Raw genomic sequence first — 22,597 nt, 5'->3', positions numbered from 1 at the left:
TCCCAAGAATTCGGTCACACTTCGGTCGGCGCAGACACCACGCGGGCGCCGGGTACCGGCCCGGTGGCGACTCGAACGGTGCGACAAACTCCCGCCCCCGACAGCTGCGCGCCGACATCGATCGCCGAGCTCGCCGAGGTGCACAGGAAGGCACACGTGGGACCCGAACCGGACACGATGCCTGCGAGCGCGCCGGCCTCCACACCGGCGCGTAACGCACGAGCCAGCGCCGGGTCCAGGCTCACCGCGGCCGCTTGCATTTCATTACCCAGCAACGGCGCCAGCTGATCCGGATCACCCGCAGCTAAGGCAGCCAGAACCGGCCCGGGCTCACCAAGCCGGGGCGGATCCCCCACCTCCCTGAGCCGGTCGAGCTCGTTGTACACCGCGGAGGTGAGCAACCCGCTGTCGGCGAACGCCAGCACCCAGTGGAAGGTGTTGCGGGATAACACGGTGGCCAACTCCTCGCCGCGACCCGTCCCCAGCGCGGTACCACCATGCAGGGCAAACGGCACATCGCTGCCTAGCCGCGCGGCGAGCATGCGCAGGTCGCGGCGGGGCACATTGAGTTCCCACAACGAGTTCATCGCAACCAGGACCGCCGCAGCGTCCGCGCTGCCACCGGCCATGCCGCCGGCGACCGGAATGGATTTGTCGATCATGATCGAGACGTCCGGCGCCCGGCCCACGTGTTCGGCCATCAGCTCGGCCGCCTGCCAGGCGAGATTGCGTTCGTCGGTCGGCAGCTGGTCGGCCCCCTCGCCGACCAACTCGAGCGAGAGCACATCAGCGTTACGAACGGTTACCTCGTCGACCAGCGAGACGGCATGAAATACCGTGGTCAGCTCGTGATAGCCGTCCTCGCGGCGATCGCCGACCGCCAGATAGAGGTTGACCTTTCCGGGCACCCGAACGGTGACCGACCCGGTGGGCACCCACAATTCAGCGGTGTTGCCGTCAGATGCGGACACCGCAGCAGACTATCGCTGTGACGCGCCGACCACACGCGGCGGCGCCCCGTCAGCTCGCCGACGCGTGCCCCGAAATGTCCGGCGCCCTGGCGTCCCGGCCGGTGCTGGTGGCCTCGTCGGAGCCGCCGGACCGTCGCAGCAGCCGCACGAAGTCATCGATGGACAGCGTCTCACCGCGACGGGCGGGGTCGATGCTGGCCGCCAACAATCGATTCGCCGACTCGCTTCCCGAGCCCGCCCACTGCACAAACGCGTTGCGAGAAGTCTTGCGCCGCTGCGCGAATGCGATGTCCACGAGTTCGAATACCCGCCGTCGAAAAGCGTCGTCGGTGGGCCAGGGCGAGGTCTCATATCGATCGATGCGTACCAGCCCGGAATAGACACGCGGAATGGGCCAGAAAACGGTCGGCGACACCATGCCGCAGCGGCGAACCCGCCCGAAGAAGCGCAGCTTAACGCTGGGCACGCCGTACTCTTTGCTGCCCGGCTCGGCGGCGAGCCGTTCGGCGACCTCGGCCTGCACCATCACCGTCACGACACGGATCGACGGGAACTCGACAAGCAGATGCAACAACGCCGGTACCGCTACGTTGTACGGCAGATTGGCAACCACCGCGGTCGGCGCCGCGGCTAGATCCTCCCGGCGCAGGGCCAGGACGTCGCGATTGACCACCGTTAGTCGGTGAACCTCGCTGTGCGAGTGCTCCGCCACGGTCTGTTGCAGCCGAGAAGCCAGTAGTGGATCGATCTCGACCGCGGTGACGGTCGCGCCGCGGTCGAGCAGTGCCAGGGTCAGCGATCCCAGGCCCGGCCCGACCTCCAAAACCAGGTCGGAACGGCTGACCCCGGAGGCGGCAACCACCCGTCGCACCGTGTTGGCGTCGTGCACGAAGTTCTGTCCGAGAGATTTGCGCGGCCGAAAGTCGAGCTCTTTGGCCAGCCGCCTGATCTCAGTGCGCCCGAGCAGCCGGATGGTCAGCGCGCACCCGCTCGTGCAGCACATACCGGCCAGGCGCCCCAACCTTGGCGCTGTCGGGTCACCTCGGCAACGGCGATCTGCTCTTCGCGGGTGGCGAGGTCAGCGCGGGGTGCATACCGCAGCCCGCCGTTGGCCTCCCAGGTGCCCTGGTCAAACTGCACACCACCGTAATACCCGTTGCCGGTGTTGATCGCCCAGTTGCCACCGGCCTCACAGCCGGCGATCGCGTCCCAGATGCTTCCGTCGATCACCGGGGGCACGTCGGTACCGGGCTTGGTGCCCACCCGCACCACGGCTTCGTGGGCCGGGGTCACCACGACGTTGGCGACGGGCAAACGGCCGGTCTCGACGCCGTTGACCTCAGCTACCGCGAACGTCACATCCTGGGTCCCCGGAACCCCCGGGTCTTCGACGACCTCCCGGCTCATGTTCATCTCCGGGTCCTCGACACGACGCGCGTTCGGCGGCAGCGGCAGCCGCTCGGTGACCTTCTTGATCCGATTGCGGGTCACCTGGATCTGCATGCCTTCGACGATCGGGGCCGTCGCGGCGGGCACCACGTGGTCGCTTTGCAACAGCGGCACGCCGGCCGCACTCAGCAGCCCCGCGACATTGGGGGCCGGCAAGTGCACCGTGCGCACCAACCCGCCGTCGTTGAGCTGCACCGTCTTGGCGCTGACGACCGGTAGCGCCATCCCGGACAGCGGGACGCGGCTGGCGCGAGAAGCCGCGGCCGGCGCCGTGTCGGTCATCGCGAGTTGGGCCAGCGCCTCGTCCACCGTCGACGCGGTCGTCCACACCTGCTTAGCGTCGTGACCATCCAGCGAGATCTGCAGCGGACGGCTACGCCGCAGCACGATGGTGTCGGCGTCATGGACCTGCACGCCGGCCGCGGGATACAGGTCGTCGCGGTCGTCGACTGAGAACCCGTTCTCTTCGACGATGTCGATCACCCGCGATTTCATCGTGGTCACCCGCATCGCGGTTCCGTCGACGGTCAACGTCACCGTTTTGCATGCGGCGACCGCATAGCCACCGGCGAACGCCAACACCAGCAGCAGCGCACCGACTACCAGGCGCAACATCGGTGATTGGGTCTGATGAAGTTTGGTAAGTAGAGTCAACGCGCTATATCCCCGACCTCGGCAACACTCAACCACCTACACAGCGAACAAAAAGCAAAATGGGCCCTCCGAAACCTAGAGGCCCCACCCGTTCGATCACAAGACGGTAACGAACCGGCCAATGTTGAGCAACTCCGGCGCGCGGGTGTTATAGGCCGCTCGGCGCGCTCATTGGCGCATCCACCCTAGCCCATAAGCTCGGCGAGCGTTGCTTGTGGTGATGAGCGCCACCTCTTCGGGGCGCCGATTGACCAGTTCAGCCAGCGCCCGCACGGTATAGGGCAGGCAGTACGGTTCGTTCGCCAAGCCCCGGTGGGGATGCGGGGTCAAATACGGTGCATCGGTTTCCACCAAAAGCTGCTCCACCGGCATCAGCGGGACGGCTTCCCGTAGTTCACGGGCGTTGCGGAAGCTCACCGTCCCGGACAGGCTGAGCAGCCACCCGGCGTCCACACACGTGCGGGCCATCGCCGCGTCCGACGAGAAGCAGTGCAAGATCACGGTGTCCGGCGCGCCCTCGGCCCGCAGCACGTCCAGCACGTCGCGGTCGGCCTGACGATTGTGGATCATCAGCGGTTTACCGGTCCGCTTGGCCAGATCGATATGCCAGGCAAAGGCCTCCCGCTGGACGTGCGGCTCCGCACACCCGTCCAGGCGACCCGGCCAGTACATGTCGATTCCGGTCTCACCGACGGCCACCACCCTGGGGTGGGCAACCAATCGCTCGAGCTCGGCACGGGCAGCGTCGGTGAGCGCATCGGCGCGGGTCGGGTGCAACGCCACCGCGGCATAGACTCGCCGATCCCATTCGGCCGCGCGGGTGACCCAGCGCGCGGACTCCAGGTCGTCGGCGACGGTGACCACCGCGGTCACGCCGGCCGCGGCGGCTCGCTCGACGAGCGACCGCACCGTATCGGCGTCTCGTGCACCGCACGCGTCGAGATGGGTGTGGGCGTCGACCAACGGCGCCAGGGGTTCCGGAGCGGGCGGTGGATCTCGTCTGGCTGGGCGATCGGAGCTCATCCGCACACAATAGGGTGGTGTCGAAATGAAGCCCTATTACGTCACCACCGCGATCGCATATCCAAACGCTGCACCCCACGTAGGTCACGCCTACGAATACATCGCCACCGACGCGATCGCCCGGTTCAAACGGCTGGACGGCTATGACGTGCGCTTCCTGACCGGGACCGACGAGCATGGCCTGAAGGTCGCACAAGCCGCCGCGGCAGCGGGCGTGCCCACCGCGGCGCTTGCCCGGCGCAATTCCGACGTGTTTCAGCGCATGCAGGAGGCGCTGAACATCTCCTTCGACCGATTCATCCGCACTACCGATGCCGACCACCACGAGGCGTCCAAGGAACTCTGGCGACGGATGTCGGCGGCCGGCGACATCTATCTGGACAACTATTCCGGGTGGTACTCGGTGCGCGACGAGCGGTTCTTCGTCGAATCGGAGACCCAACTTGTCGACGGCACGCGCCTGACGGTAGAGACCGGCACGCCGGTGACCTGGACCGAGGAGCAGACCTACTTCTTCCGGCTGTCGGCCTATACCGACAAGCTGCTGGCCCACTATCACGCCAACCCCGACTTCATCGCGCCGGAGACGCGGCGCAACGAAGTGATCAGCTTCGTCTCCGGCGGCCTGGACGACCTGTCGATCTCGCGCACCTCGTTTGACTGGGGTGTGCAGGTGCCCGAGCACCCCGACCACGTCATGTACGTCTGGGTCGACGCGCTGACCAATTACCTGACCGGGGCGGGCTTCCCGGATACCGACTCGGAGTTGTTCCGCCGCTACTGGCCCGCCGATTTGCACATGATCGGCAAGGACATCATCAGGTTTCATGCCGTCTATTGGCCGGCGTTTTTGATGTCAGCCGGAATCGAGTTGCCGCGAAGGATCTTCGCGCACGGGTTCTTGCACAACCGCGGCGAGAAGATGAGTAAATCGGTGGGCAACATCGTCGACCCGGTTGCCCTGGCGGAAGCGCTCGGGGTGGACCAGGTCCGCTACTTCCTGTTGCGGGAGGTCCCGTTCGGCCAGGACGGCAGTTACAGCGACGAGGCCATCGTCACTCGGATCAACACCGATCTGGCCAACGAGCTCGGCAACTTGGCCCAACGCTCGTTGTCGATGGTGGCCAAAAACCTTGACGGCAGGGTGCCCAACCCGGGTGAGTTCGCCGACGCCGACGCCGCGCTGCTTGCGACCGCCGATGGCTTGTTGGAGCGAGTGCGCGGTCACTTCGACGCACAGGCGATGCACCTGGCGCTGGAGGCGATCTGGCTGATGCTCGGCGACGCGAACAAGTACTTTTCGGTGCAGCAGCCGTGGGTACTGCGCAAGAGCGAGTCCGAAGCCGATCAGGCCCGGTTCCGCACCACGCTCTACGTCACCTGCGAGGTAGTCCGCATCGCGGCACTGCTGATCCAGCCGGTGATGCCGGAGTCGGCCGGCAAAATTTTGGACCTGCTCGGCCAGGCCCCAAACCAGCGGTCGTTCGCCGCCGTAGGTGTTCGGCTGACCCCCGGCACAGCGCTGCCGCCGCCCACCGGGGTATTTCCCCGCTACCAGCCGCCGCAACCACCCGAAGGCAAGTGAGCGGACCGCAGCGACGGGAAAGCCACCTACGAAGCGTTGACCGCGGTCTGCGCGTCGCGTGGGATGTCGAGCGTGGCGACGGGATAAAACCCGGAATCGTCGCGGCCGTCGCGGGCCAACAGCATGGGCGGATAGTTCACCACATGGGAGCCGTTCGGTTTGTGCTGTTGCCAGTCGATCGCGGCCCGCAGCGTGTAGTGGCCCGCGGGCAAGCCGGACAGATCAACGCGAACCGTCTCGGCGACCGACGCCGGTGTCGGCTGGTCGCTGCTGCGATCGCCGCGCTGGTCGGAGACCAGCGTCTTCAGGTCCACCGCTGCCGGCAGCGTCCGAACCACCTGTCCGGTGGAATCCACCAGCCGGTAGCCGGGCACCCACTTTTCGGTGGCGGCAGCAGCGCCGTAGTTGGTCCAGGTGACCGAGATCGTCGCGACCTTGCCCGCTAGCGCTTGCGACCCCGGCTGCGCTTCGACCGAGTACCGATAGCCTGCGGCGGCGTTAGCTTGCGCCCACACCAGGTACAACGCGGGGTCCATCGGCGAGGTCGCCGTCTGGTCGGGGAAGTTAACGCTCGACGTCATCGACACGTGATACCTGATGACGTCGCGCAGGCCCTTCTCGTAGTAAGCCCGCGGCGAACTGCCGGTCGGCAACTCGCACCACTCGGTGATCACCGGCGCCGTTGCCAGCCGCTGCCGCAGCGCGGCGACCACCGGGTCTTTGGTCTGCACATAGTGCGAAGTGCTGGACTCGGCCCAGGCCGGCAACGGCGCGTCGACGCCCAGGCAATCCGAGCGGACACCCACCGGCGCGGCAAGCTTGTTGGTGACCTCGTCGGCGAACAGTTCTCGCACGATTTCCGGATTAGCGGGACTGGTCACCAGTTGGGTATGCGGGAAGGCGCTGACGTTCGCCGCGATTAGCTGTTTGATGGACGCGGTGGTGATGTTCTGATCACGGAACTGGCTGTAATAGCCCAGGGTCGCCACGCTTTCATCCGGGCCCGGACCCGGCGCACCGAGCGTGTCGCGCAGGTATGCGACGTGATTTTCGCTGAAGTCCCCGTACCCGGAGAACTCGAACACGCTGAGGCGCTCGTCACCGTCGTAGCGGCGACCAAGCGCGGCGAGCAACTGCGCAAAATCGTTAAGATAGGTCGAATCGTTGAAATTCGGCACCACCTGCACCACCCCGGTCGAGGGATCGGTCGCCGGCCCTGGATAACTGGTGTTGGTGCTGGCGATAGCGCGCTCCCAGTCGGGAATCGCGATGTTAGTGCCGTCCGGATAGGAAGCCTTGCAGCACGAGCTGTAGGCGTACACCCGCAGCGTCAGCCGCATGCCGCGGTCGGCGAGCCTGGTCAACGCGTTGTCGATCACGCTGAAGTCGTACTTGCGGTCGTCCGGAGCATCCGGGGGCAGAGTGCGCGGATCCGTAGGCTGCAGCTGCCGCCAGGAGACTCGCAAACTCGCGTCGTAGGACGCGGGCCAAGGCGGATAGCGTTGCTGCGCGGGGTTCCCCTGCGGAAACAGCGGTTCCATGAGGTCTTCGTACTGACCGCGCAACGGGTTGGGTATCTCCTGCGCCGTCGACGGTATGGCCGGACTTCCCATTGCGTTCAGTGGACCGCGGTGGCTCGCGCTGCTGCTGCAACCGTTGAGCGGCCCACCGAGCACCAGCGCTAAGCACACGACAACGCCGAGCGTGCTTTTCCTACTTCTTAAAACCATCGCTACTTCAAGATCACACCGAGCGTCAACGTCTCGCGGTCAGCGAGAAACGGCATTGGCATTGGCTGCTCGCACAGCAACACCCCCGGGACGGAGACCGGAGCCGGTCACGGATCGAACTTAGCGTGGGAGCTTAGCACGCGGACGAAATCGCCACGCAGCCACTTGCGCTGCGAAAATCCACAGTTCTGTCAAGCTAGAACGGTGCGAATCGACCGACTCGGCGATCTTGGCGGAGCGCCTGCGGTGCTGCGGGCGGTCGGCCGCGCCACCAGTCGACTCGACTTGCCACCACCGGCGGCGCTGACCGGCGAATGGTTCGGTGCGCTGGCGGTGATCGCACCGAGTGTGTCTATACAACCGGTCAGCGGCGACGACGTGTTCTCGGGCCCGCCGGGCACCGGCGGGCCCGATGCCACCGGGGCGGTGGGCGGCGGCTGGGTCGGCTACCTGTCCTACCCGGACGCCGGCGCCGACGGGCGACCCCACCGGATCCCCGAGGCCGCCGGCGGCTGGACCGATTGCGTGCTGCGCCGCGACCGCGACGGCCAGTGGTGGTATGAGAGCCTGTCCGGTGCGCCGATAGCGGACTGGCTGGCCAGCGCGTTGGCGACCACTCGGGCATCGGTCGCCAGACCGGCACCGGCATGCCGGATCGACTGGGAACCGGCCGACCGGGCAGCGCACCGCGACGGGGTACTGGCGTGTCTGGAAGCTATCGGCGCGGGCGAGGTCTATCAAGCGTGCGTGTGCACCCAATTCGCCGGGACGGTCACCGGATCCCCGCTGGACTTCTTCATCGACGGGTTCGGTCGTACCGCTCCGTCCCGGTCCGCCTTTGTCGCCGGACCGTGGGGAGCCGTCGCATCGCTATCCCCGGAGCTATTCCTGCGCCGCCGCGGGTCCGTGGTGACATCGAGCCCGATCAAGGGCACGCTGCCGCTGGACGCCCCGCCGTCGGCGCTGCGGGCATCGGCCAAAGAGGTGGCCGAGAACATCATGATCGTGGATCTGGTCCGCAACGACCTCGGCCGGGTAGCGGTTACCGGTACCGTGACGGTGCCCGAGCTGTTGGTGGTGCGACCAGCGCCGGGAGTGTGGCACCTGGTGTCCACGGTGTCGGCGCGGGTTCCGCTCGAGGAACCGATGTCAGCGCTGCTCGACGCCGCCTTCCCGCCGGCCTCGGTCACCGGCACACCTAAACTGCGGGCTCGCCAATTGATTTCACAATGGGAGCGATATCGCCGCGGGATATATTGCGGCACAGTCGGTTTGGCGTCACCGGTCGCCGGATGCGAGCTCAACGTCGCAATCCGCACCGTCGAATTCGATACCGCAGGCAACGCCGTGCTGGGCGTTGGCGGCGGGATCACCGCCGACTCCGATCCGGACGCCGAATGGGCGGAGTGCCTGCACAAAGCCGCTCCCATCGTCGGGCTGCCGGCCGCCACGCGCACCACCCCGGCTCGGTTAGCCAGCAAAGTGCGGTAGCCCAGCGGGCGGCGGAAATTGGCATAACGCCCACATGGTGTGCCGGGTGCGCCTAAGCTCGGGCCATCGACGCGTGTCTATCTCGTGTCGAGTTCGAGAGGGGTTTGTAATGAGACTCGCGATCGTTGGCACCGCGGCTGCTGCCGCGATAGGGGGAACGCTGGCGGTGGCACCGTTGACGTTGTCCACCCCGGAGCGGGTCGCGGGCGGCACCTGCAGCGCCGGCCAGCAGTGCGATCGGCTGGCTGCGGTCCTGATGCCCGACACCGCGACACCATCGGGGCCGGCCGCAGCGGAGCACGCGGTGCCGGCGCCGTTCGAGCCGGTCGCCGACACGATCGCGCCGGGATTGGTTCCGCGGCCGGGTGTACCGGCGGCTGCCGCCGTGCCCAGGGTGGGCCCGCCAGCCGTTCCCGGCCTACCCAACATTCCCGGTGCGGCCGGCCCGGCCCTGCCTCCCCCACCGGCCCTGCCGAACCTGGCCGCGCCGAGCGTACCTGGCGTCGGCATCCCGGGCATCGGCATCCCGGGCATCGGCATCCCGGGCATCGGCATCCCGGGCATCGGCATCCCCGGCGTACCCGACCCAATCACCGGGGTGAACACCGCTGCCGCGGTCGTGAACGGTGTCCTGGGTGTGGGAGGCACGGCGGCGGGGGTGGTGACCGCGAGCGCGGTGGCCGTCACCTATCTCGTGCTTGCGGTTAACGCGCTGGAGTCTTCCGGCATCCTGCCGACGGCCCGCGGAACAGCCAGCACGGTGGCCTCCCTGCTGCTGCCCGGGGCGCAATCGGCGGCGGCCGCTCTGCCGGCTGTGGGGCTGCCCGCCCTGCCGGGCGTGACGCCGGCGAGTCTGCTCGCGATGGCGGCGGCCGCCGGCCTGCCCGGCGTGGGTTTTCCGAGTCTGCCAGGTGTGTCGCCGACCGACCTGATGGCGATGGCGGCCGCGGCCGGTCTGCCGACGAGTTTGCCGGGTCTGGCGGGGATGTCGCCGGCGGAGCTGACGGCGCTGGTGGCAGGTGGTCTGCCGATGCTGGCGGCCGCTGGTCTGCCGGCTGGTCTGGCGGGGGTGGATCCGGCGACGCTGGCTGCGGCGCTGCCGGCGCTGGCGGCAGGTGGTCTACCGCCGGGCCTCCCGGCGCTGCCAGGCGTGGATCCTGCGGCGCTGGCTGCGGCGCTGCCGGCGCTGGCGGCCGGCCTACCGGCACTGCCAGCGGGTCTGCCGCCGTTACCGGCCGTGCCCGCATTGCCGGCACCTCCCCCACTGCCGGGACCGCCTCCGCTGCCGGCGCTCCCGTCGCGTCTGTGCACACCCGGATTCGGTCCCATCGGGGTGTGTATCCCCTAACCTGACCGACTACGGCTGCGCTGGCCCGCCGGTTTCCCGCCGTGATTGCAGCACCGCGTCGTAAAGCTGGCGGGTGCGCACCCCCGGATGTGCCGCCGCTACCTCGCTGCAGGCGTCCTTGACACGAATACCCGCCGCGACGAACTCCTCCACTTGGGCTATCAGCGACGACAGTTCGGCGTGGGGGGCGGCGCCCGCCACCACCACGGTGATCTCGCCGAGCACACCACCGGCCGCCCAGATCGCCAACTCGTCAAGCGATCCGCGCACCACTTCCTCATGCACCTTGGTCAGCTCCCGGCAGATCGCCGCCGGACGGGCACCACCGAGCTGCTCGACGGCATCGTTAAGGCACGCAGCCAACCGGCGCGGGGATTCGAAGAAAACACAGGTGCGCCGCTCCTCGGCCAGTTCGGCCAGCCAGGCCCGGCGCGCCGCACCCTTGCGCGGGGCGAAACCCTCGAAGCAGAACTTCTCCGCCGGCAGACCGGACATCACCAGCGCGGTGGTCACCGCGGACGGCCCGGGTAAACACGTCACCGAAACCCCCGCGTCGATGCACGCCGCGACCAGCCGATAGCCGGGATCGCTGATCACCGGGGTCCCGGCGTCACTGACCACCAGCACCGTCGCACCGTTATTGATCGCGTCGAGAAGGGCCGTCACGCGCAACGCCTCCACCCGGTCGAACAGGCTGACCACCCGTCCACCAATCCGGATGTCAAGAGCCTTGGCCAATTTCCGCACCCGCCGGGTGTCCTCGGCCGCCACCACATCGGCGGTGGCCAACGCGGCCGCCAGGCGTGGTGACGCATCCGACGGCTGGCCCAGCGGGGTGGCGCCGAGCAACAGGCGACCAGAGGACATGACGGACAGCCTACGATCGACACCGATGACCGCCCGGCCCCCAGAATCCTGTGTCCTGGCCAAGGACCGCCCCGAGGAGCCTGTGGTACCCGTCGTCAGCCCCGGCCCGCTGGTGCCGGTCGCGGATTTCGGGCCCCTGGACCGGTTACGCGGCTGGATCGTGACCGGCCTGATCACGCTGCTGGCCACGGTGACCCGGTTCCTGAACCTGGGCTCGCTGACCGATGCCGGCACCCCCATCTTCGACGAGAAGCATTACGCACCCCAGGCCTGGCAGGTGCTGAACAACCATGGGGTGGAAGACAACCCCGGGTACGGCCTGGTGGTTCACCCGCCGGTCGGTAAGCAGCTGATCGCGATCGGGGAGGCCATCTTCGGTTACAACGGATTCGGCTGGCGGTTCACCGGCGCCCTGCTGGGTGTGGTCCTGGTGGCGCTGGTGGTGCGGATCGTGCGGCGGATCAGCCGGTCGACATTGGTCGGCGCCATCGCCGGAGTGCTGCTGATCTGCGACGGGGTCAGCTTCGTCACCGCGCGGACCGCGCTGCTGGACGGCTTCTTGACGTTCTTCGTCGTCGCGGCGTTCGGCGCGCTCATCGTCGACCGCGATCAGGTTCGCGAACGGATGCACATCGCTCTGCTGGCCGGCCGCAGCGCCGCCACCGTGTGGGGACCGCGGGTGGGTGTGCGCTGGTGGCGGTTCGGCGCCGGGGTGCTGCTGGGATTGGCTTGCGCCACCAAGTGGTCCGGCGTGTACTTCGTGCTGTTCTTCGGCGCGATGGCGCTGGCGTTCGACGTGGCGGCGCGACGTCAGTACCAAGTGCAAAGACCGTGGCTGGGGACAGTGCGGCGTGACGTGCTTCCCAGCGGGTATGCGCTGGGGTTGATCCCGTTCGCGGTCTATCTGGCCACCTACGCTCCGTGGTTCGCGTCCGAGACCGCGATCGATCGGCATGCGGTCGGTCAAGCGGTCGGTCGCAACTCGGTTGTTCCGCTGCCCGACGCCGTGCGCTCGCTCTGGCACTACACCGCCAAAGCGTTCCACTTCCACGCGGGCCTGACGAATTCCGCAGGCAACTACCACCCTTGGGAATCCAAACCGTGGACCTGGCCCATGTCGTTGCGGCCGGTGCTGTACGCCATCGACCAGCAAGACGTTGCAGGCTGCGGCGCACAGTCGTGCGTCAAGGCCGAGATGCTGGTCGGCACGCCCGCGATGTGGTGGCTGGCGGTGCCAGTCCTGGCATACGCGGGGTGGCGTATGTTTGTGCGCCGGGACTGGCGTTATGCGGTGGTCCTGGTCGGCTATTGCGCCGGTTGGCTGCCGTGGTTCGCCGACATCGACCGGCAGATGTACTTCTTCTACGCAGCGACCATGGCGCCATTTCTGGTGATGGGCATTTCGCTGGTTCTCGGCGATATCCTCTATCACCCCGGTCAGGGCTCCGAACGACGCACACTGGGGCTGATCGTCGTCTGCTGCTACGTGGCCCTCGTCGTGACGAACTTTGCGTGGCTGTATCCGGTGCTCACCGGTCTGCCAATCTCACAACAGACCTGGAACCTGGAGATCTGGCTGCCCAGCTGGCGGTGATCTGCGGCGCCGCCAGGCGCCGAAATCGCCACTCCTAAAGCGGATCGCGGGCGGCCGGACAGGACATGCAGCGGGGCCCGCCACGGCCGGTACCCAATTCGGAGCCGGCGATGGTAAGCACTTCGATGCCCGCGTCCTGCAGGCGGGCGTTGGTCTGTACGTTGCGCTCGTAGGCGACAACGACACCGGGCGCCAACGCCAACGTGTTGTTGCCGTCGTCCCACTGTTCGCGTTCAGCGACGACGGGGTCCATTCCGGTATGAATTACCCGCAGCTTGTCGATTCCCATCGCCTTGGCAGCCGCCTCCGCAAACGGGGCCGCATCGCCGATGGTCACGCCATCAGGTGTGCGCTGGATCGTGAACGCCTCGAGCGTGTCGACAACGTTGGCGTACATCACCATCGTATCGGTGTCGACCATCGTGCACACCGTGTCCAGATGCATTTGCGCGCGCTGCTGAGCGATCGGCACGGCGAGCACGGTATGCGCAAGATCATCGTCAAAAAGGCTGCGCGCCAATGCTTCCGCGCCTGCTGGTGTAGTCCGCTCGCCCACTCCGACAGCGACCACACCCGGGGCGAGCAACAACACGTCGCCACCCTCGACCGGAGCGGTGCGCGATTCATAGGCACGCCGCACACCGGTGAACCGCGGGTGATGAGCATAGATGAGGTCGGTCAGCGACGCTTCGCGCACCCGTGCCCGTAATGCCAGCGACGGGATCACCACCCGCGGCCCGATCCATATCGACGAGTCGCGGGTGAACACCAGGTTCGGCAACGGCTCAATGACGAAGTCTCCGCCATGGTGCATACGCAACACCAACGACACGTCGGTCCGCGTGTCCGACGGGAGCTCGTTGAAGGTCATGCCGGCCGTCAGCACATGCGCCAACCTGCCTGGGTCGAGACTACGCAGGTAGGCCGAAAGCTCTTGCGCCAGCGGCAGTCCCAGCCGCGGTGCGTCGACGGCAGCGGCGATCCCCTGCATGCGGGCGGCCCCGCTGTGATGTAGTGCCTCAGTCAACAGGTCCGACAGCAACAGCACTTCCGCACCGCGGGAAGCCAGCAGCTCGGCGAATTCGTCGTGCTCGTCCTGCGCGCGGGATACCCAGGGCAGGCCGTCGAACAGCAGCTGGTCGGTGTTGCGCGGTGTGAGCCGGCGCAGTTCGGCCCCCGGGCGGTGCAGGATGACCACTCTTAGCGCGCCGACCTCGGAATTTGACCCCAATTCGACACCCACAGGTCAAACCGTAGCCGGGGCGGCGCCATCGAACGAATGTGCGATAAGCTTGGCGGCGTGGCGATCGCGGTTCAAGGCGCGCTCTTCGAGCACAACGAGCGAAGACAGCTCGGCGACGGAGCCTTTATCGACATCCGTTCGGGCTGGCTGACCGGCGGCGAAGAACTGCTGGACGCGTTGTTGTCGACGGTGCCGTGGCGAGCCGAGCGCCGTCAGATGTACGACCGGGTGGTCGATGTGCCGCGGCTGGTGAGTTTTCACGACCTGACCATCGAAGATCCGCCGCATCCGCAGCTGGCGCGGATGCGCCGGCGGCTCAACGACATCTACGGCGGCGAACTGGGTGAGCCCTTCACCACCGCCGGGCTGTGCTACTACCGCGACGGCTCTGACAGCGTCGCCTGGCATGGCGACACCATTGGTCGCGGCAGCACTGAGGACACTATGGTGGCGATCGTCAGCCTCGGCGCCACCCGCGTCTTCGCGCTGCGGCCGCGTGGCCGCGGTCCATCGTTGCGACTGCCGTTGGCGCATGGCGATCTATTGGTGATGGGCGGATCGTGTCAACGCACCTTCGAGCATGCGGTGCCCAAGACATCGGCGCCGACGGGTCCGCGCGTGAGCATCCAGTTCCGGCCGCGCGACGTCCGCTAACTCGGTCAACCCCGGACCGCGGCCACCGCCTGTACGAGCAGATCGCGGGCGCGTTGCGTATCGACCCGCGCAACCGGCCGTCCAGGGATTACCAGTGGATTGGCGATGACAATCACCTGGTAGTCCCCGAACCGAGCGGAATAGTCATAGAGCTCGCCGGTGCGCGCTGACCCGCCGACGACCGCCTGCAACACGCGATGCACGCCCAGCGTCTGTGTCCCGTCGATGTGCGGCACATCGACCACCTCGATGCCGCCCCGCAGCTGCGTCCCGGAAAAAGTCACCTTGCTGCAGTCTTTCCCGGGGCTGGGGGCCGGCAGCGGCTGGGACGTCTCCACCGCGATCACGACGAACCGGTTGCCGTTGCCCTCGGCGGAGACGGCGGCCATGTTGCCCTGCAACCCGGTCGGCAGCTGGGGCCCGGCCGCCACTTGCGCACAGTTCGCCGGATCGAAACTCAGCCCGTCGGGCAGTTTGCGGGCGGAAAAGAACCCGGGATCGATGGCCCTGGGAGTGACATCGGTGACGGTGTATTCAGGTCCAAAGCCCGACTTCACTTCGGCCACCTTGGCGATGTCGCCGGTCGAGGCGGTGGTGGAGCTGGCCCCTGATGAGCAGCCGACAAGCCAGCACACCGATCCGACTGCCAGTACCGCCTTGCGCATCGTGGTCAATCTACCCAACGCAGCCCCTGAGCTGCGCAACGTCGACACCGTTTTGACGAGCAGATCAGCGGCGAACTGCGGTGCCAGCGGCGGACGCACCGACCCGGGGTCGGTGATCAGCCGACGGCCTCGATCACTTGCCGGGCTACCCGGTTGATCTGGTCGACCATCTCGCGCCCCAAGCTCAGCTCACCCGGACCCGGCACATCGATCATGGTGGTGATGACTCCGACGTCCTCGCGCTGCCACACCGCCCCGTAGCGGTCCATGATCGTTCGCATCGGCACATTGTCGGAAAGCATGCGCGCGGCAAACCTTTCGACGCCGTCGACCCGGGCGGCCACGGACAACGCACCGATGAGAAAGCTTCCAATCCCCCTGCCCTGATACGCGTCGGCAACCGTGAACGCGATCTCGGCGACCGTCGGATCGGTTTCATCCCGCACAAAACGCGCGTCGGCTACGGGGTCGCTTCCGTCGGTCACCACCCAGACGAAGTGGTCGACGTAGTCGACTTCCGACAGGTAGTGCATCAACGCCGGACTGGGAACACGAGCCGACATGAACCGTCGATACAGCGTCTCGCCGGAGAACTGGATGTGTCCGTGCACGGTCCGCTCGCGGTCACCGGGCAGCACGGGGCGTAGCATCACTTGAGTCCCGTCGGCAAGCCGTACCGGAATCGGGGAGACGAAGGCGGCGAGACGCTGCCTGGCGGTGCGCAGCAATCGCTCACCGACCCCGGGGATGTGCACCATTGTGGCGAAAGCGCCGCGGCCACCCGTCCAGCCGGTCAGCGGCTCGATGGTGGTGACCGTCGCGCTGCGCGGGCTATCGCGCAGCAGCGCGATTTCGCCGACGATCATGCCCGGCAGCGCCCGAGCGATGATCGCAACACCATCGTCGCCAACATGGCTGACTTCTGCGCTACCCGACGAGATAAGCAGAAACGAAACCGCCGGCTCGCCCTGCCGCAGCAGCACCTGGCCGGCAGCGGCCCGCAACGGCTGAACGCTCGCCGCCAATGACACCAGACCCTCGGCCGGACATCCCTGAAAGACGTCCATCCCCGCAAGATCTTCGACTCGTGCGCCGGTCAATTCGGCTATCCCGTCCAATCCGGCCCGGCGCCAAGCCCAGCTTACGGTTGTACGAACGGTTGTGGCGTCCGGCCTCCTTCCACCTTGCCAGCCGCATCACCACCCGAACCGAGCGGCACCGCGCCGCGGTGTCTCTGCACCTCGGCCGCGCCCACAGAGTGCTCGATATCGGTTGTGGGCCAGGTAATTTCACTGAGCCGCTGTCCGGACATCCACCGGACGGGGGTCTTGCGGTCGGGTTCGACATCTCTGCGCCGACGCTGACCAGCACCGCCCTGGACAACCGTGGGCCACGGACGTGTCATATCCGCGGCCACGCCCGCATGGTGCCATTCGGCGACGAAACATTCGATGCTGTTTGTTGTTTCGGCGCGCCGTAGCTGATGCCGGAACCGTTCCGGATCGCCCGCGAGAAGGTGCGAGTGCTGCGGCCAGCCGGGCGGATCACGATCCACACTAGCTATGCCGGCCAATGCCCGCCGATGCGCTACGCGCCGAACGCCGCCGCCGGCAACATCGGACTCACGATGTTTGACCGGAATGCCTTCGTCAACCTGTCTCGGTCGGCCGGGCTAGTGGACGTCGAGCAGTAGACACAACGCGCGTTGCCGTTTGTAGCCGCCGCCAAGCCCGGTTAGCGAGCACACGCCACCCTACGAAGCGGCCTGGCAAACACCGAGAAGCCGGATTACCGCCGTGCCCGCTTCATATTCCAAGACCCACGGCTGGCCACCATCGACGGACTCCGACATGAGTCTGATCATCACCGGCTGGCCACTTCGCTGGCACATTTGCGTGCAGTCGACCTGGAAAAGGCGATAGTCGCCATCGTGTGGAATGGCCAGCGAAAAGCCCGGCTGGACGGCTTCGACAGGGACCTTCTGCAGGTAGTATTTCGTGCTCATGCACCGACCCTAGGGGCAGGTTGTGACAGGATCGGACGCCGCCACACATGTCTTAGCGAATATTCAGCCGAATATTCGATCTTCATCAGGCTTCGCGCCAGATCGCGGTCGCCACAGCACTTTACCGGTACCACAAGGCCGGCGCCTCGACGTGGACACCGTGGCGGCACCACCGCATTGCGACCTGCCAGGATTGCCCCGAGGGCTGTGCTCGCCGTCTCAACCACGTCCGCGGCGGCACAGCCAACGAGGCTGCCGATGGCTACTCATTAGATGGTGGAGCTAAGGGGATTCGAACCCCTGACCTACTCGATGCGAACGAGTCGCGCTACCAACTGCGCCATAGCCCCTGATCGGTAGCAGGCTACCAGCAGCGGCGCCGATGGCCGAACTGCGCGCCCTACTGACCCACCGCCCGGGGCAGGTCCCTGGGCCAGCCGTAGTTCCGTATCGGGGCCGCGCTCTCCAGGTGCGTGAAGATCGGGTCCTCGTCGTCGATCTCCAGGACCACCGCGCCCGGACGGCGCAGCCGCGACGGCACCACGTCGTACTCGCGGTCACGGGTGTTCTGTACACCGAGCCGCGCCCGCGCGATCCGCTGCATCCGCCGCCGACGCACCTTCTCCTCGATGCGGGTTTGCCGACGCAAATATGCCAGGTAGAGCACCGTCACACCGGTGGCGCTACCACAGATCCACCACGCGACCGGGGTCAGCTCGAAGGCCGCGGCGGCAGAGCCAACCAGGATCACCGCCATCACGATCAACGCACGTTTGCGGAAGGTGTACTTGCGGGCGCTGACCGCGGCGGCGGTCTTGGTGTCGAATCGGCGCCGCCGTGACGTGCCGGATGCGACGGTCGGTGGCGCTTCCTGGTCGTCCTCCTCGAGCTCCAAACCGCAGGTGTCCTCGACGTATTCGTATTCGTATTCGACCGGGTCGGCCTCCGGGTCGGCGTGGCCCGCAACTCCGTCAGCAGCTTCGGCATCGGCCTCGTCGGCGGCCTCGCCGACCGCAGCGCCAGCCCCCACCGGAAGCGCCTCCGAGTCTTCTTCGACCACATCGACGTCTAAGTAGTCCGGCTCGTCGGCACCTGCGGTCTGCGGAGCGGCAACCTTCATGACAGCCGCACCCCGACGGCGCGCATCGTCGGCCTCCTGGTCCTCGTCGATGTCATGCTCGACGTCGGCGAACCCGTCCTCGACCGGGTCGTCGCGCCAGTCTTCCTCCGGCTTCCAGTCCGGGTCGTCCCCCTGCCCTTCGGGCGGGAGGTACCCCCAGCGATGTCCCGCGGCGGGACCACCTCGCTTGAGCAGGCGCGCACCAGCGCCACCGTTGAGTACCCGAGTCGCCAAAGCCACATCACTGGTGCGCCGAACGGCATCACGTTTGCTGATCAGCATGGGAACCAGCACGAACAGCCAGAGCACCACGAGCGATATCCACAACAACGACTGCGGGATGCTTGGCATGATGACCTGCTCTCTTCGGTTCCGATCCCCGCGAGGCCCCATCGTTGGCCAGCGCGGCCGGGTCAAAGCGCCCAGGGCAATTACACACCTGTAATTCATCTCTCACAAGCACCACACGCCACACGTGTCGCGCCAGTCACAGTTTGGTTGCGATTCCGCGTTAGGGCCAGCTGGCATGCCCGGCACGGACCAGCGTCGAGGCCACCGACCCGTAAACCTCTTCGACGGTGATCGCCATCAACAGATGGTCTCGCCATGCCCGGTCAACCTCAAGGTAACGGCGCAACAGCCCCTCCTCGCGGAAGCCAACCTTTGCCAGCACGGCGCGACTGGCCGCATTCTCCGGGCGCACGGTGGCCTCGACTCGATGCAGCATGACCGGACCGAAGCAGTGGTCGAGACCCAACGCCAACGCTCCGGTGGCCACCCCTCCGCCAGTGGCCGCGCTTGGTACCCAATAGCCGATCCAGGCCGACCGCAAGGCCCCGTGGGTGACATTGCCGATGGTCAACTGGCCGCAGAACTGCCCATCCAGCTCGATCACGTACGGCAGCATGCGGCCGTTGCGAGCCTCCGAACGCAGACCCGAACACACCGCCGGCCAGGCAGCAACCGTGTGCCGGACGGTCCACTCGCCGTCCGCGCTGGGCTCCCACGGCTCAAGATGTGCACGGTCGGCCAACCGGATCCGGCTCCAATGCACGCCGTCACGCATCCGCACCGGCCGCAGCCGAATCACGCCTGCCGAGACCCGCAGCGGCCCGACGGCCATCGGCCATCCCGGATGCCGGGGATTCGAGCGCCATAAGTTCACCAGAGTCGCCGTGGTTCGGCTCAGCCGTGCTGAGCCAGGAAGGCGACATCCACGATCTCACCCGTGCGAATCTGCTCGGCCCCGGTGGGAACCACAACCAGACAGTTCGCTTCGGCAAGCGTCGCGAGCAGGTGCGATGACCCCCCCGGAGCGCCGCCCAGCGCCTGCACCAGGTACTCGCCGCTGTCCTGATCACGCATCAACTGGCCACGCAGGTAGCCCTTGCGCCCGGCCACCGACGTGATCGGCGACAGCGTGCGCGCCGACACGATCCGTCGCATCGGATGCCGTTTACCCAGCGACAGCCGGATCAGCGGCCGAACCATCACCTCGAAGACCACCAGGGCGCTGACCGGGTTGGCCGGCAGCAGAAAGGTCGGTACACCATCACGGCCGAGCTGTCCGAAGCCCTGCACGGATCCCGGATGCATGGCGACCCGCACGACCTCCATCTCACCGAGCTCGGAAAGCACCGACCTGACCGCTTCTGCCGCCGCACCGCCCACCCCGCCGGCGATCACCACGACCTCAGCCCGATTGAGCTGGCCCTCGACGATTTCGCCAAGTTCCGTAGGGTCGTTGCTGACGATGCCAACCCGGTTCACCTCCGCACCGGCATCCCGGCCCGCCGCAGCCAAGGCATAGGAGTTGACGTCATAAACCTGCCCGTTGCCCGGGGTCCGCGAGATGTCGACCAACTCGCCCCCGACGGCCATCACCGACAGCCGCGGACGAGGGTGCACCAGCACCCGTTCACGGCCGACCGCCGCCAGCAACCCCACCTGGGCTGCGCCGATGATCGTCCCCGCGCGCACCGCCACATCACCGGGCTGCACGTCGTCGCCCGCACGCCGCACGTAGGCGCCCGACGGCGCCCCGCGCAGCACCCGCACCCGAGACATTCCGCCATCGGTCCACCGCAACGGCAGGACCGCATCGGCCAGGGTGGGAAGCGGCGCGCCGGTCTGCACCCGGACCGCTTGGCGAGGCTGCAACCTGCTCAGGGTGCGCGCTCCGGCTTCGATGGTTCCCATCACCGGTAGGGTCAGCACGTCGCGACCGTCAAGATCGCCGTGGTCGGCAAAGACTTGGACACCACCGGTATCACCGACACCGGCCACATCGACACTGCGCACCGCGTAGCCGTCGATGGCGGCCTGATCAAAACCGGGCATTGGACGTTCGGTGACCACTTCTTCGGCGCACATCAATCCCTGCGCCTCGGCGATCGCAACGCGTATCGGCCTCGGGGCTACCGCAGCGGCCGATATCCGAGCCTGCTGCTCCTCCACAGAACGCACAGCGCCCGCCTTTCCGTCGAGCCATGGGGCCGGGCATCCCCCACCCCGGAACCGTCCGTGCCGTATCGTCGCCAGGCTACTGCTCTGTCAGACCCAGTCGCGCCACCAACCATCGCCGCAAGTCCGGGCCGTAGTCGTCACGATCCAATGCAAAGTCAACCGCAGCCTTGAGGTACCCGCCCGGATTTCCCAGGTCGTGTCGGGACCCTTGGTGGACGACGACATGGACGGGATGGCCCTCGGCAATCAGCAGCGCGATCGCATCGGTGAGCTGCACTTCACCGCCTGCACCCCGGTCGATGCGGCGTAACGCATCGAAGATGGCACGGTCTAGAACGTAGCGGCCGGCCGCCGCATACCTCGACGGCGCCGTTTCGGCCTTGGGCTTTTCGACCATGCCCCTGACCTTCAGCACGTTGGGATCGTCGGTGTAGTCACCATCGGGGACCGGCTCGACATCGAAAACCCCGTAGGCACTGATCTCCTCGCGCGCCACCTCGATAGCACACAGCACGGTGCCGCCCCTGCTGGCTCGCACCTTCGACATCGTCTCCAGGACGCCGGTCGGCAGCACCAGGTCGTCAGGCAGCAGCACCGCGACAGCGTCTTCGTCGGGCGACAGCGTCGGCTCCACACAGCCGATGGCGTGTCCCAGTCCCAGCGGCTCGGCCTGCACCACGGATTCGACCTTGATCAGTGCCGGGGCGCGACGCACCTTGGCCAGCATGGCGATCTTGCCTCGGGCCTCGAGCGTGCCCTCCAGCACCAGGTCTTCCACGAAATGCGCGACCACCCCGTCCTTACCCTCGGAGGTGACGATCACCAGCCGTTCGGCACCGGCCGCGGCCGCCTCGGCGGCCACCAGCTCGATACCGGGAGTGTCGACGACGGGCAGCAGCTCCTTGGGCACCGTCTTGGTGGCCGGCAGAAAGCGCGTACCCAGGCCGGCTGCCGGGACGATTGCCGTGAACGGCGTTAGTACTTCTGGGCGTGACATCGTTCACACGATAACCCGCAGCGTGCTGATTGCCCGCCTCTTCGTTGGCGCTGTCCCGGCGCTCGCGCGGGACGGCCGGGGCTGTGTCATCGTTGAGGACATGGCGATCGCGAGCAAGTCGGCGTTGCGCGACCAGCTCCTGGCGGCCCGACGCCGCGTTGCCGACGACGTGCGCGCCGCCGAGGCCCGGATGTTGCGTGGACACCTGGAGCGCATGGTCACCAGCGACAGCACCGTCTGCGCGTATGTGCCGGTAGGCGGCGAGCCGGGGTCAATCGAGATGTTGGATGTGTTGCTGCGCCGCGCGGGGCGAGTGCTGTTGCCGGTGGCGCGCACCGCCGGCGGTGACCTCCCGTTGCCGTTGCGGTGGGGCGAGTACCGTGCCGGCGGACTCGCGCGCGCACGCTGGGGACTGCTCGAACCACCCGAACCTTGGCTGCCGGAAGCCGCGCTGGCGCAGGCCAGCTTGGTGCTGGTGCCGGCGCTGGCTGTCGACCGCCAGGGCGTGCGACTGGGCCGAGGTCGCGGCTTCTACGATCGCTCGCTGCGGTGCCGCGACCCGCACGCTCGTCTAGTCGCGGTGGTGCGCACTGTCGAACTGGTCGACGTGTTGCCGTCGGAGCCGCACGACGTACCCATGACTCATGCGCTCACACCGGAGCGCGGGCTGATCGCGCTGCCGTGCGGGGAATGACGGAACTCACCTAGCGGTTCTAGCACTTGAGACGGTAGAGT

General features: G+C 67.1%; 22 protein-coding genes, 1 tRNA gene and 1 pseudogene. 8 read left to right on the top strand and 16 right to left on the bottom strand.

All coding sequences use genetic code 11. The annotated features are described in order from the left end of the window. Positions 1–14 precede the first annotated feature (14 nt). The 4 genes from MCAN_RS05325 to MCAN_RS05310 form a co-directional block, all read right to left on the bottom strand. The gene (locus tag MCAN_RS05325) at positions 15–971 is read right to left on the bottom strand and encodes a 4-(cytidine 5'-diphospho)-2-C-methyl-D-erythritol kinase (protein ID WP_003898690.1); all 957 of its coding nucleotides are present in this window, start codon (positions 969–971) and stop codon (positions 15–17) included. A gap of 49 nt (positions 972–1,020) precedes the next feature. Beyond that, complete coding sequence (rsmA, locus tag MCAN_RS05320; RefSeq protein ID WP_003405191.1) at positions 1,021–1,974, bottom strand: 16S rRNA (adenine(1518)-N(6)/adenine(1519)-N(6))-dimethyltransferase RsmA; 954 nt, start codon at positions 1,972–1,974, stop codon at positions 1,021–1,023. After that, positions 1,947–3,074: a resuscitation-promoting factor protein RpfB gene (gene rpfB, locus MCAN_RS05315; RefSeq protein ID WP_041180039.1), complete on the bottom strand. Its 1,128-nt coding sequence runs from the start codon at positions 3,072–3,074 to the stop codon at positions 1,947–1,949. Before rpfB ends, rsmA begins: the two co-directional genes overlap by 28 nt. Before the next feature lie 168 nt (positions 3,075–3,242). Further along, on the bottom strand, positions 3,243–4,097 hold the full coding sequence (locus tag MCAN_RS05310; protein ID WP_009940241.1) for a TatD family hydrolase: 855 nt from the start codon (positions 4,095–4,097) through the stop codon (positions 3,243–3,245). Positions 4,098–4,122: 25 nt separating this feature from the next. Between MCAN_RS05310 and metG the strand changes: the two genes are divergently transcribed. Beyond that, on the top strand, positions 4,123–5,682 hold the full coding sequence (gene metG, locus MCAN_RS05305; RefSeq protein WP_003405183.1) for a methionine--tRNA ligase: 1,560 nt from the start codon (positions 4,123–4,125) through the stop codon (positions 5,680–5,682). Positions 5,683–5,708: 26 nt separating this feature from the next. On the opposite strand, the gene MCAN_RS05300 is transcribed toward metG, so the two are convergent. Further along, positions 5,709–7,412 (bottom strand): hypothetical protein, encoded by a 1,704-nt coding sequence (locus tag MCAN_RS05300; protein ID WP_014000551.1) that lies wholly within the window; start codon positions 7,410–7,412, stop codon positions 5,709–5,711. A 204-nt stretch (positions 7,413–7,616) separates the two neighbouring features. On the opposite strand from MCAN_RS05300, the gene MCAN_RS05295 reads away from it, so the two are divergent. Both MCAN_RS05295 and MCAN_RS05290 read left to right on the top strand, forming a co-directional pair. Then, the gene (locus tag MCAN_RS05295; protein WP_003405178.1) at positions 7,617–8,903 is read left to right on the top strand and encodes an aminodeoxychorismate synthase component I; all 1,287 of its coding nucleotides are present in this window, start codon (positions 7,617–7,619) and stop codon (positions 8,901–8,903) included. A gap of 73 nt (positions 8,904–8,976) precedes the next feature. Continuing rightward, the gene (locus MCAN_RS05290) at positions 8,977–10,251 is read left to right on the top strand and encodes a hypothetical protein (protein WP_013988791.1); all 1,275 of its coding nucleotides are present in this window, start codon (positions 8,977–8,979) and stop codon (positions 10,249–10,251) included. A 9-nt stretch (positions 10,252–10,260) separates the two neighbouring features. Here the strand turns inward: MCAN_RS05290 and rsmI are convergent, their stop codons facing one another. Beyond that, positions 10,261–11,118: a 16S rRNA (cytidine(1402)-2'-O)-methyltransferase gene (gene rsmI / locus MCAN_RS05285; protein WP_003405173.1), complete on the bottom strand. Its 858-nt coding sequence runs from the start codon at positions 11,116–11,118 to the stop codon at positions 10,261–10,263. Positions 11,119–11,200: 82 nt separating this feature from the next. Here rsmI and MCAN_RS05280 point away from each other — a divergent pair, with 82 nt between their 5' ends. Continuing rightward, the gene (locus MCAN_RS05280) at positions 11,201–12,712 is read left to right on the top strand and encodes a dolichyl-phosphate-mannose--protein mannosyltransferase (RefSeq protein WP_003901066.1); all 1,512 of its coding nucleotides are present in this window, start codon (positions 11,201–11,203) and stop codon (positions 12,710–12,712) included. Positions 12,713–12,746: 34 nt separating this feature from the next. Here the strand turns inward: MCAN_RS05280 and arcA are convergent, their stop codons facing one another. Continuing rightward, positions 12,747–13,955 (bottom strand): arginine deiminase, encoded by a 1,209-nt coding sequence (gene arcA / locus MCAN_RS05275; RefSeq protein WP_003405169.1) that lies wholly within the window; start codon positions 13,953–13,955, stop codon positions 12,747–12,749. 57 nt (positions 13,956–14,012) lie between these two features. Between arcA and MCAN_RS05270 the strand changes: the two genes are divergently transcribed. Then, positions 14,013–14,609, top strand: coding sequence for an alpha-ketoglutarate-dependent dioxygenase AlkB (locus MCAN_RS05270; RefSeq protein WP_003913180.1), 597 nt, complete (start codon positions 14,013–14,015; stop codon positions 14,607–14,609). A gap of 5 nt (positions 14,610–14,614) precedes the next feature. Here MCAN_RS05270 and MCAN_RS05265 read toward each other — a convergent pair whose 3' ends face one another. The 3 genes and pseudogenes from MCAN_RS05265 to MCAN_RS05260 form a co-directional block, all read right to left on the bottom strand. Beyond that, positions 14,615–15,274, bottom strand: a complete 660-nt coding sequence (locus MCAN_RS05265; RefSeq protein WP_003911352.1) for a DUF5642 family protein — start codon at positions 15,272–15,274, stop codon at positions 14,615–14,617. 30 nt (positions 15,275–15,304) lie between these two features. Next, positions 15,305–15,394: pseudogene (locus MCAN_RS22915) on the bottom strand (DUF5642 family protein); the annotation flags it as partial. Next, positions 15,391–16,392 (bottom strand): GNAT family N-acetyltransferase, encoded by a 1,002-nt coding sequence (locus MCAN_RS05260; protein WP_014000549.1) that lies wholly within the window; start codon positions 16,390–16,392, stop codon positions 15,391–15,393. The gene MCAN_RS05260 and the pseudogene MCAN_RS22915, both read right to left, overlap by 4 nt. Between MCAN_RS05260 and MCAN_RS05255 the strand changes: the two genes are divergently transcribed. Continuing rightward, on the top strand, positions 16,299–16,754 hold the full coding sequence (locus tag MCAN_RS05255; protein WP_015287975.1) for a class I SAM-dependent methyltransferase: 456 nt from the start codon (positions 16,299–16,301) through the stop codon (positions 16,752–16,754). The genes MCAN_RS05260 and MCAN_RS05255 overlap by 94 nt on opposite strands. Positions 16,755–16,757: 3 nt before the next feature. Beyond that, complete coding sequence (locus MCAN_RS05250; protein WP_003405160.1) at positions 16,758–16,967, top strand: hypothetical protein; 210 nt, start codon at positions 16,758–16,760, stop codon at positions 16,965–16,967. A 60-nt stretch (positions 16,968–17,027) separates the two neighbouring features. Here the strand turns inward: MCAN_RS05250 and MCAN_RS05245 are convergent, their stop codons facing one another. The 6 genes from MCAN_RS05245 to MCAN_RS05220 all read right to left on the bottom strand — a co-directional run bounded on the left by MCAN_RS05245 (position 17,028) and on the right by MCAN_RS05220 (position 21,862). Next, on the bottom strand, positions 17,028–17,279 hold the full coding sequence (locus MCAN_RS05245) for a hypothetical protein (protein WP_003405150.1): 252 nt from the start codon (positions 17,277–17,279) through the stop codon (positions 17,028–17,030). Positions 17,280–17,553: 274 nt separating this feature from the next. After that, positions 17,554–17,629 (bottom strand) — tRNA-Ala (locus MCAN_RS05240). 50 nt (positions 17,630–17,679) lie between these two features. After that, the gene (gene sepX, locus MCAN_RS05235; RefSeq protein WP_014000547.1) at positions 17,680–18,750 is read right to left on the bottom strand and encodes a divisome protein SepX/GlpR; all 1,071 of its coding nucleotides are present in this window, start codon (positions 18,748–18,750) and stop codon (positions 17,680–17,682) included. A gap of 160 nt (positions 18,751–18,910) precedes the next feature. After that, entirely contained in the window at positions 18,911–19,564 is a 654-nt protein-coding gene (locus MCAN_RS05230; protein ID WP_003898681.1) for a GNAT family N-acetyltransferase, read from the bottom strand. A gap of 20 nt (positions 19,565–19,584) precedes the next feature. Next, on the bottom strand, positions 19,585–20,865 hold the full coding sequence (gene glp, locus MCAN_RS05225; RefSeq protein ID WP_014000546.1) for a molybdotransferase-like divisome protein Glp: 1,281 nt from the start codon (positions 20,863–20,865) through the stop codon (positions 19,585–19,587). Between the two features lie 76 nt (positions 20,866–20,941). Beyond that, positions 20,942–21,862 carry a UTP--glucose-1-phosphate uridylyltransferase gene (locus MCAN_RS05220; protein ID WP_003405145.1) on the bottom strand — a complete coding sequence of 307 codons (921 nt, stop codon included), beginning with the start codon at positions 21,860–21,862 and terminating at the stop codon, positions 20,942–20,944. Between the two features lie 100 nt (positions 21,863–21,962). On the opposite strand from MCAN_RS05220, the gene MCAN_RS05215 reads away from it, so the two are divergent. Next, the gene (locus MCAN_RS05215; protein ID WP_003405144.1) at positions 21,963–22,556 is read left to right on the top strand and encodes a 5-formyltetrahydrofolate cyclo-ligase; all 594 of its coding nucleotides are present in this window, start codon (positions 21,963–21,965) and stop codon (positions 22,554–22,556) included. Positions 22,557–22,597 lie beyond the last annotated feature (41 nt).

The sequence above is a fragment of the Mycobacterium canetti CIPT 140010059 genome (assembly GCF_000253375.1).
In the GTDB taxonomy this organism is placed as follows: Bacteria; Actinomycetota; Actinomycetes; order Mycobacteriales; family Mycobacteriaceae; genus Mycobacterium; species Mycobacterium tuberculosis.
Note: the sequence above shows the minus strand (reverse complement) of the source record. Positions and strands in the feature narration are given on the sequence as shown.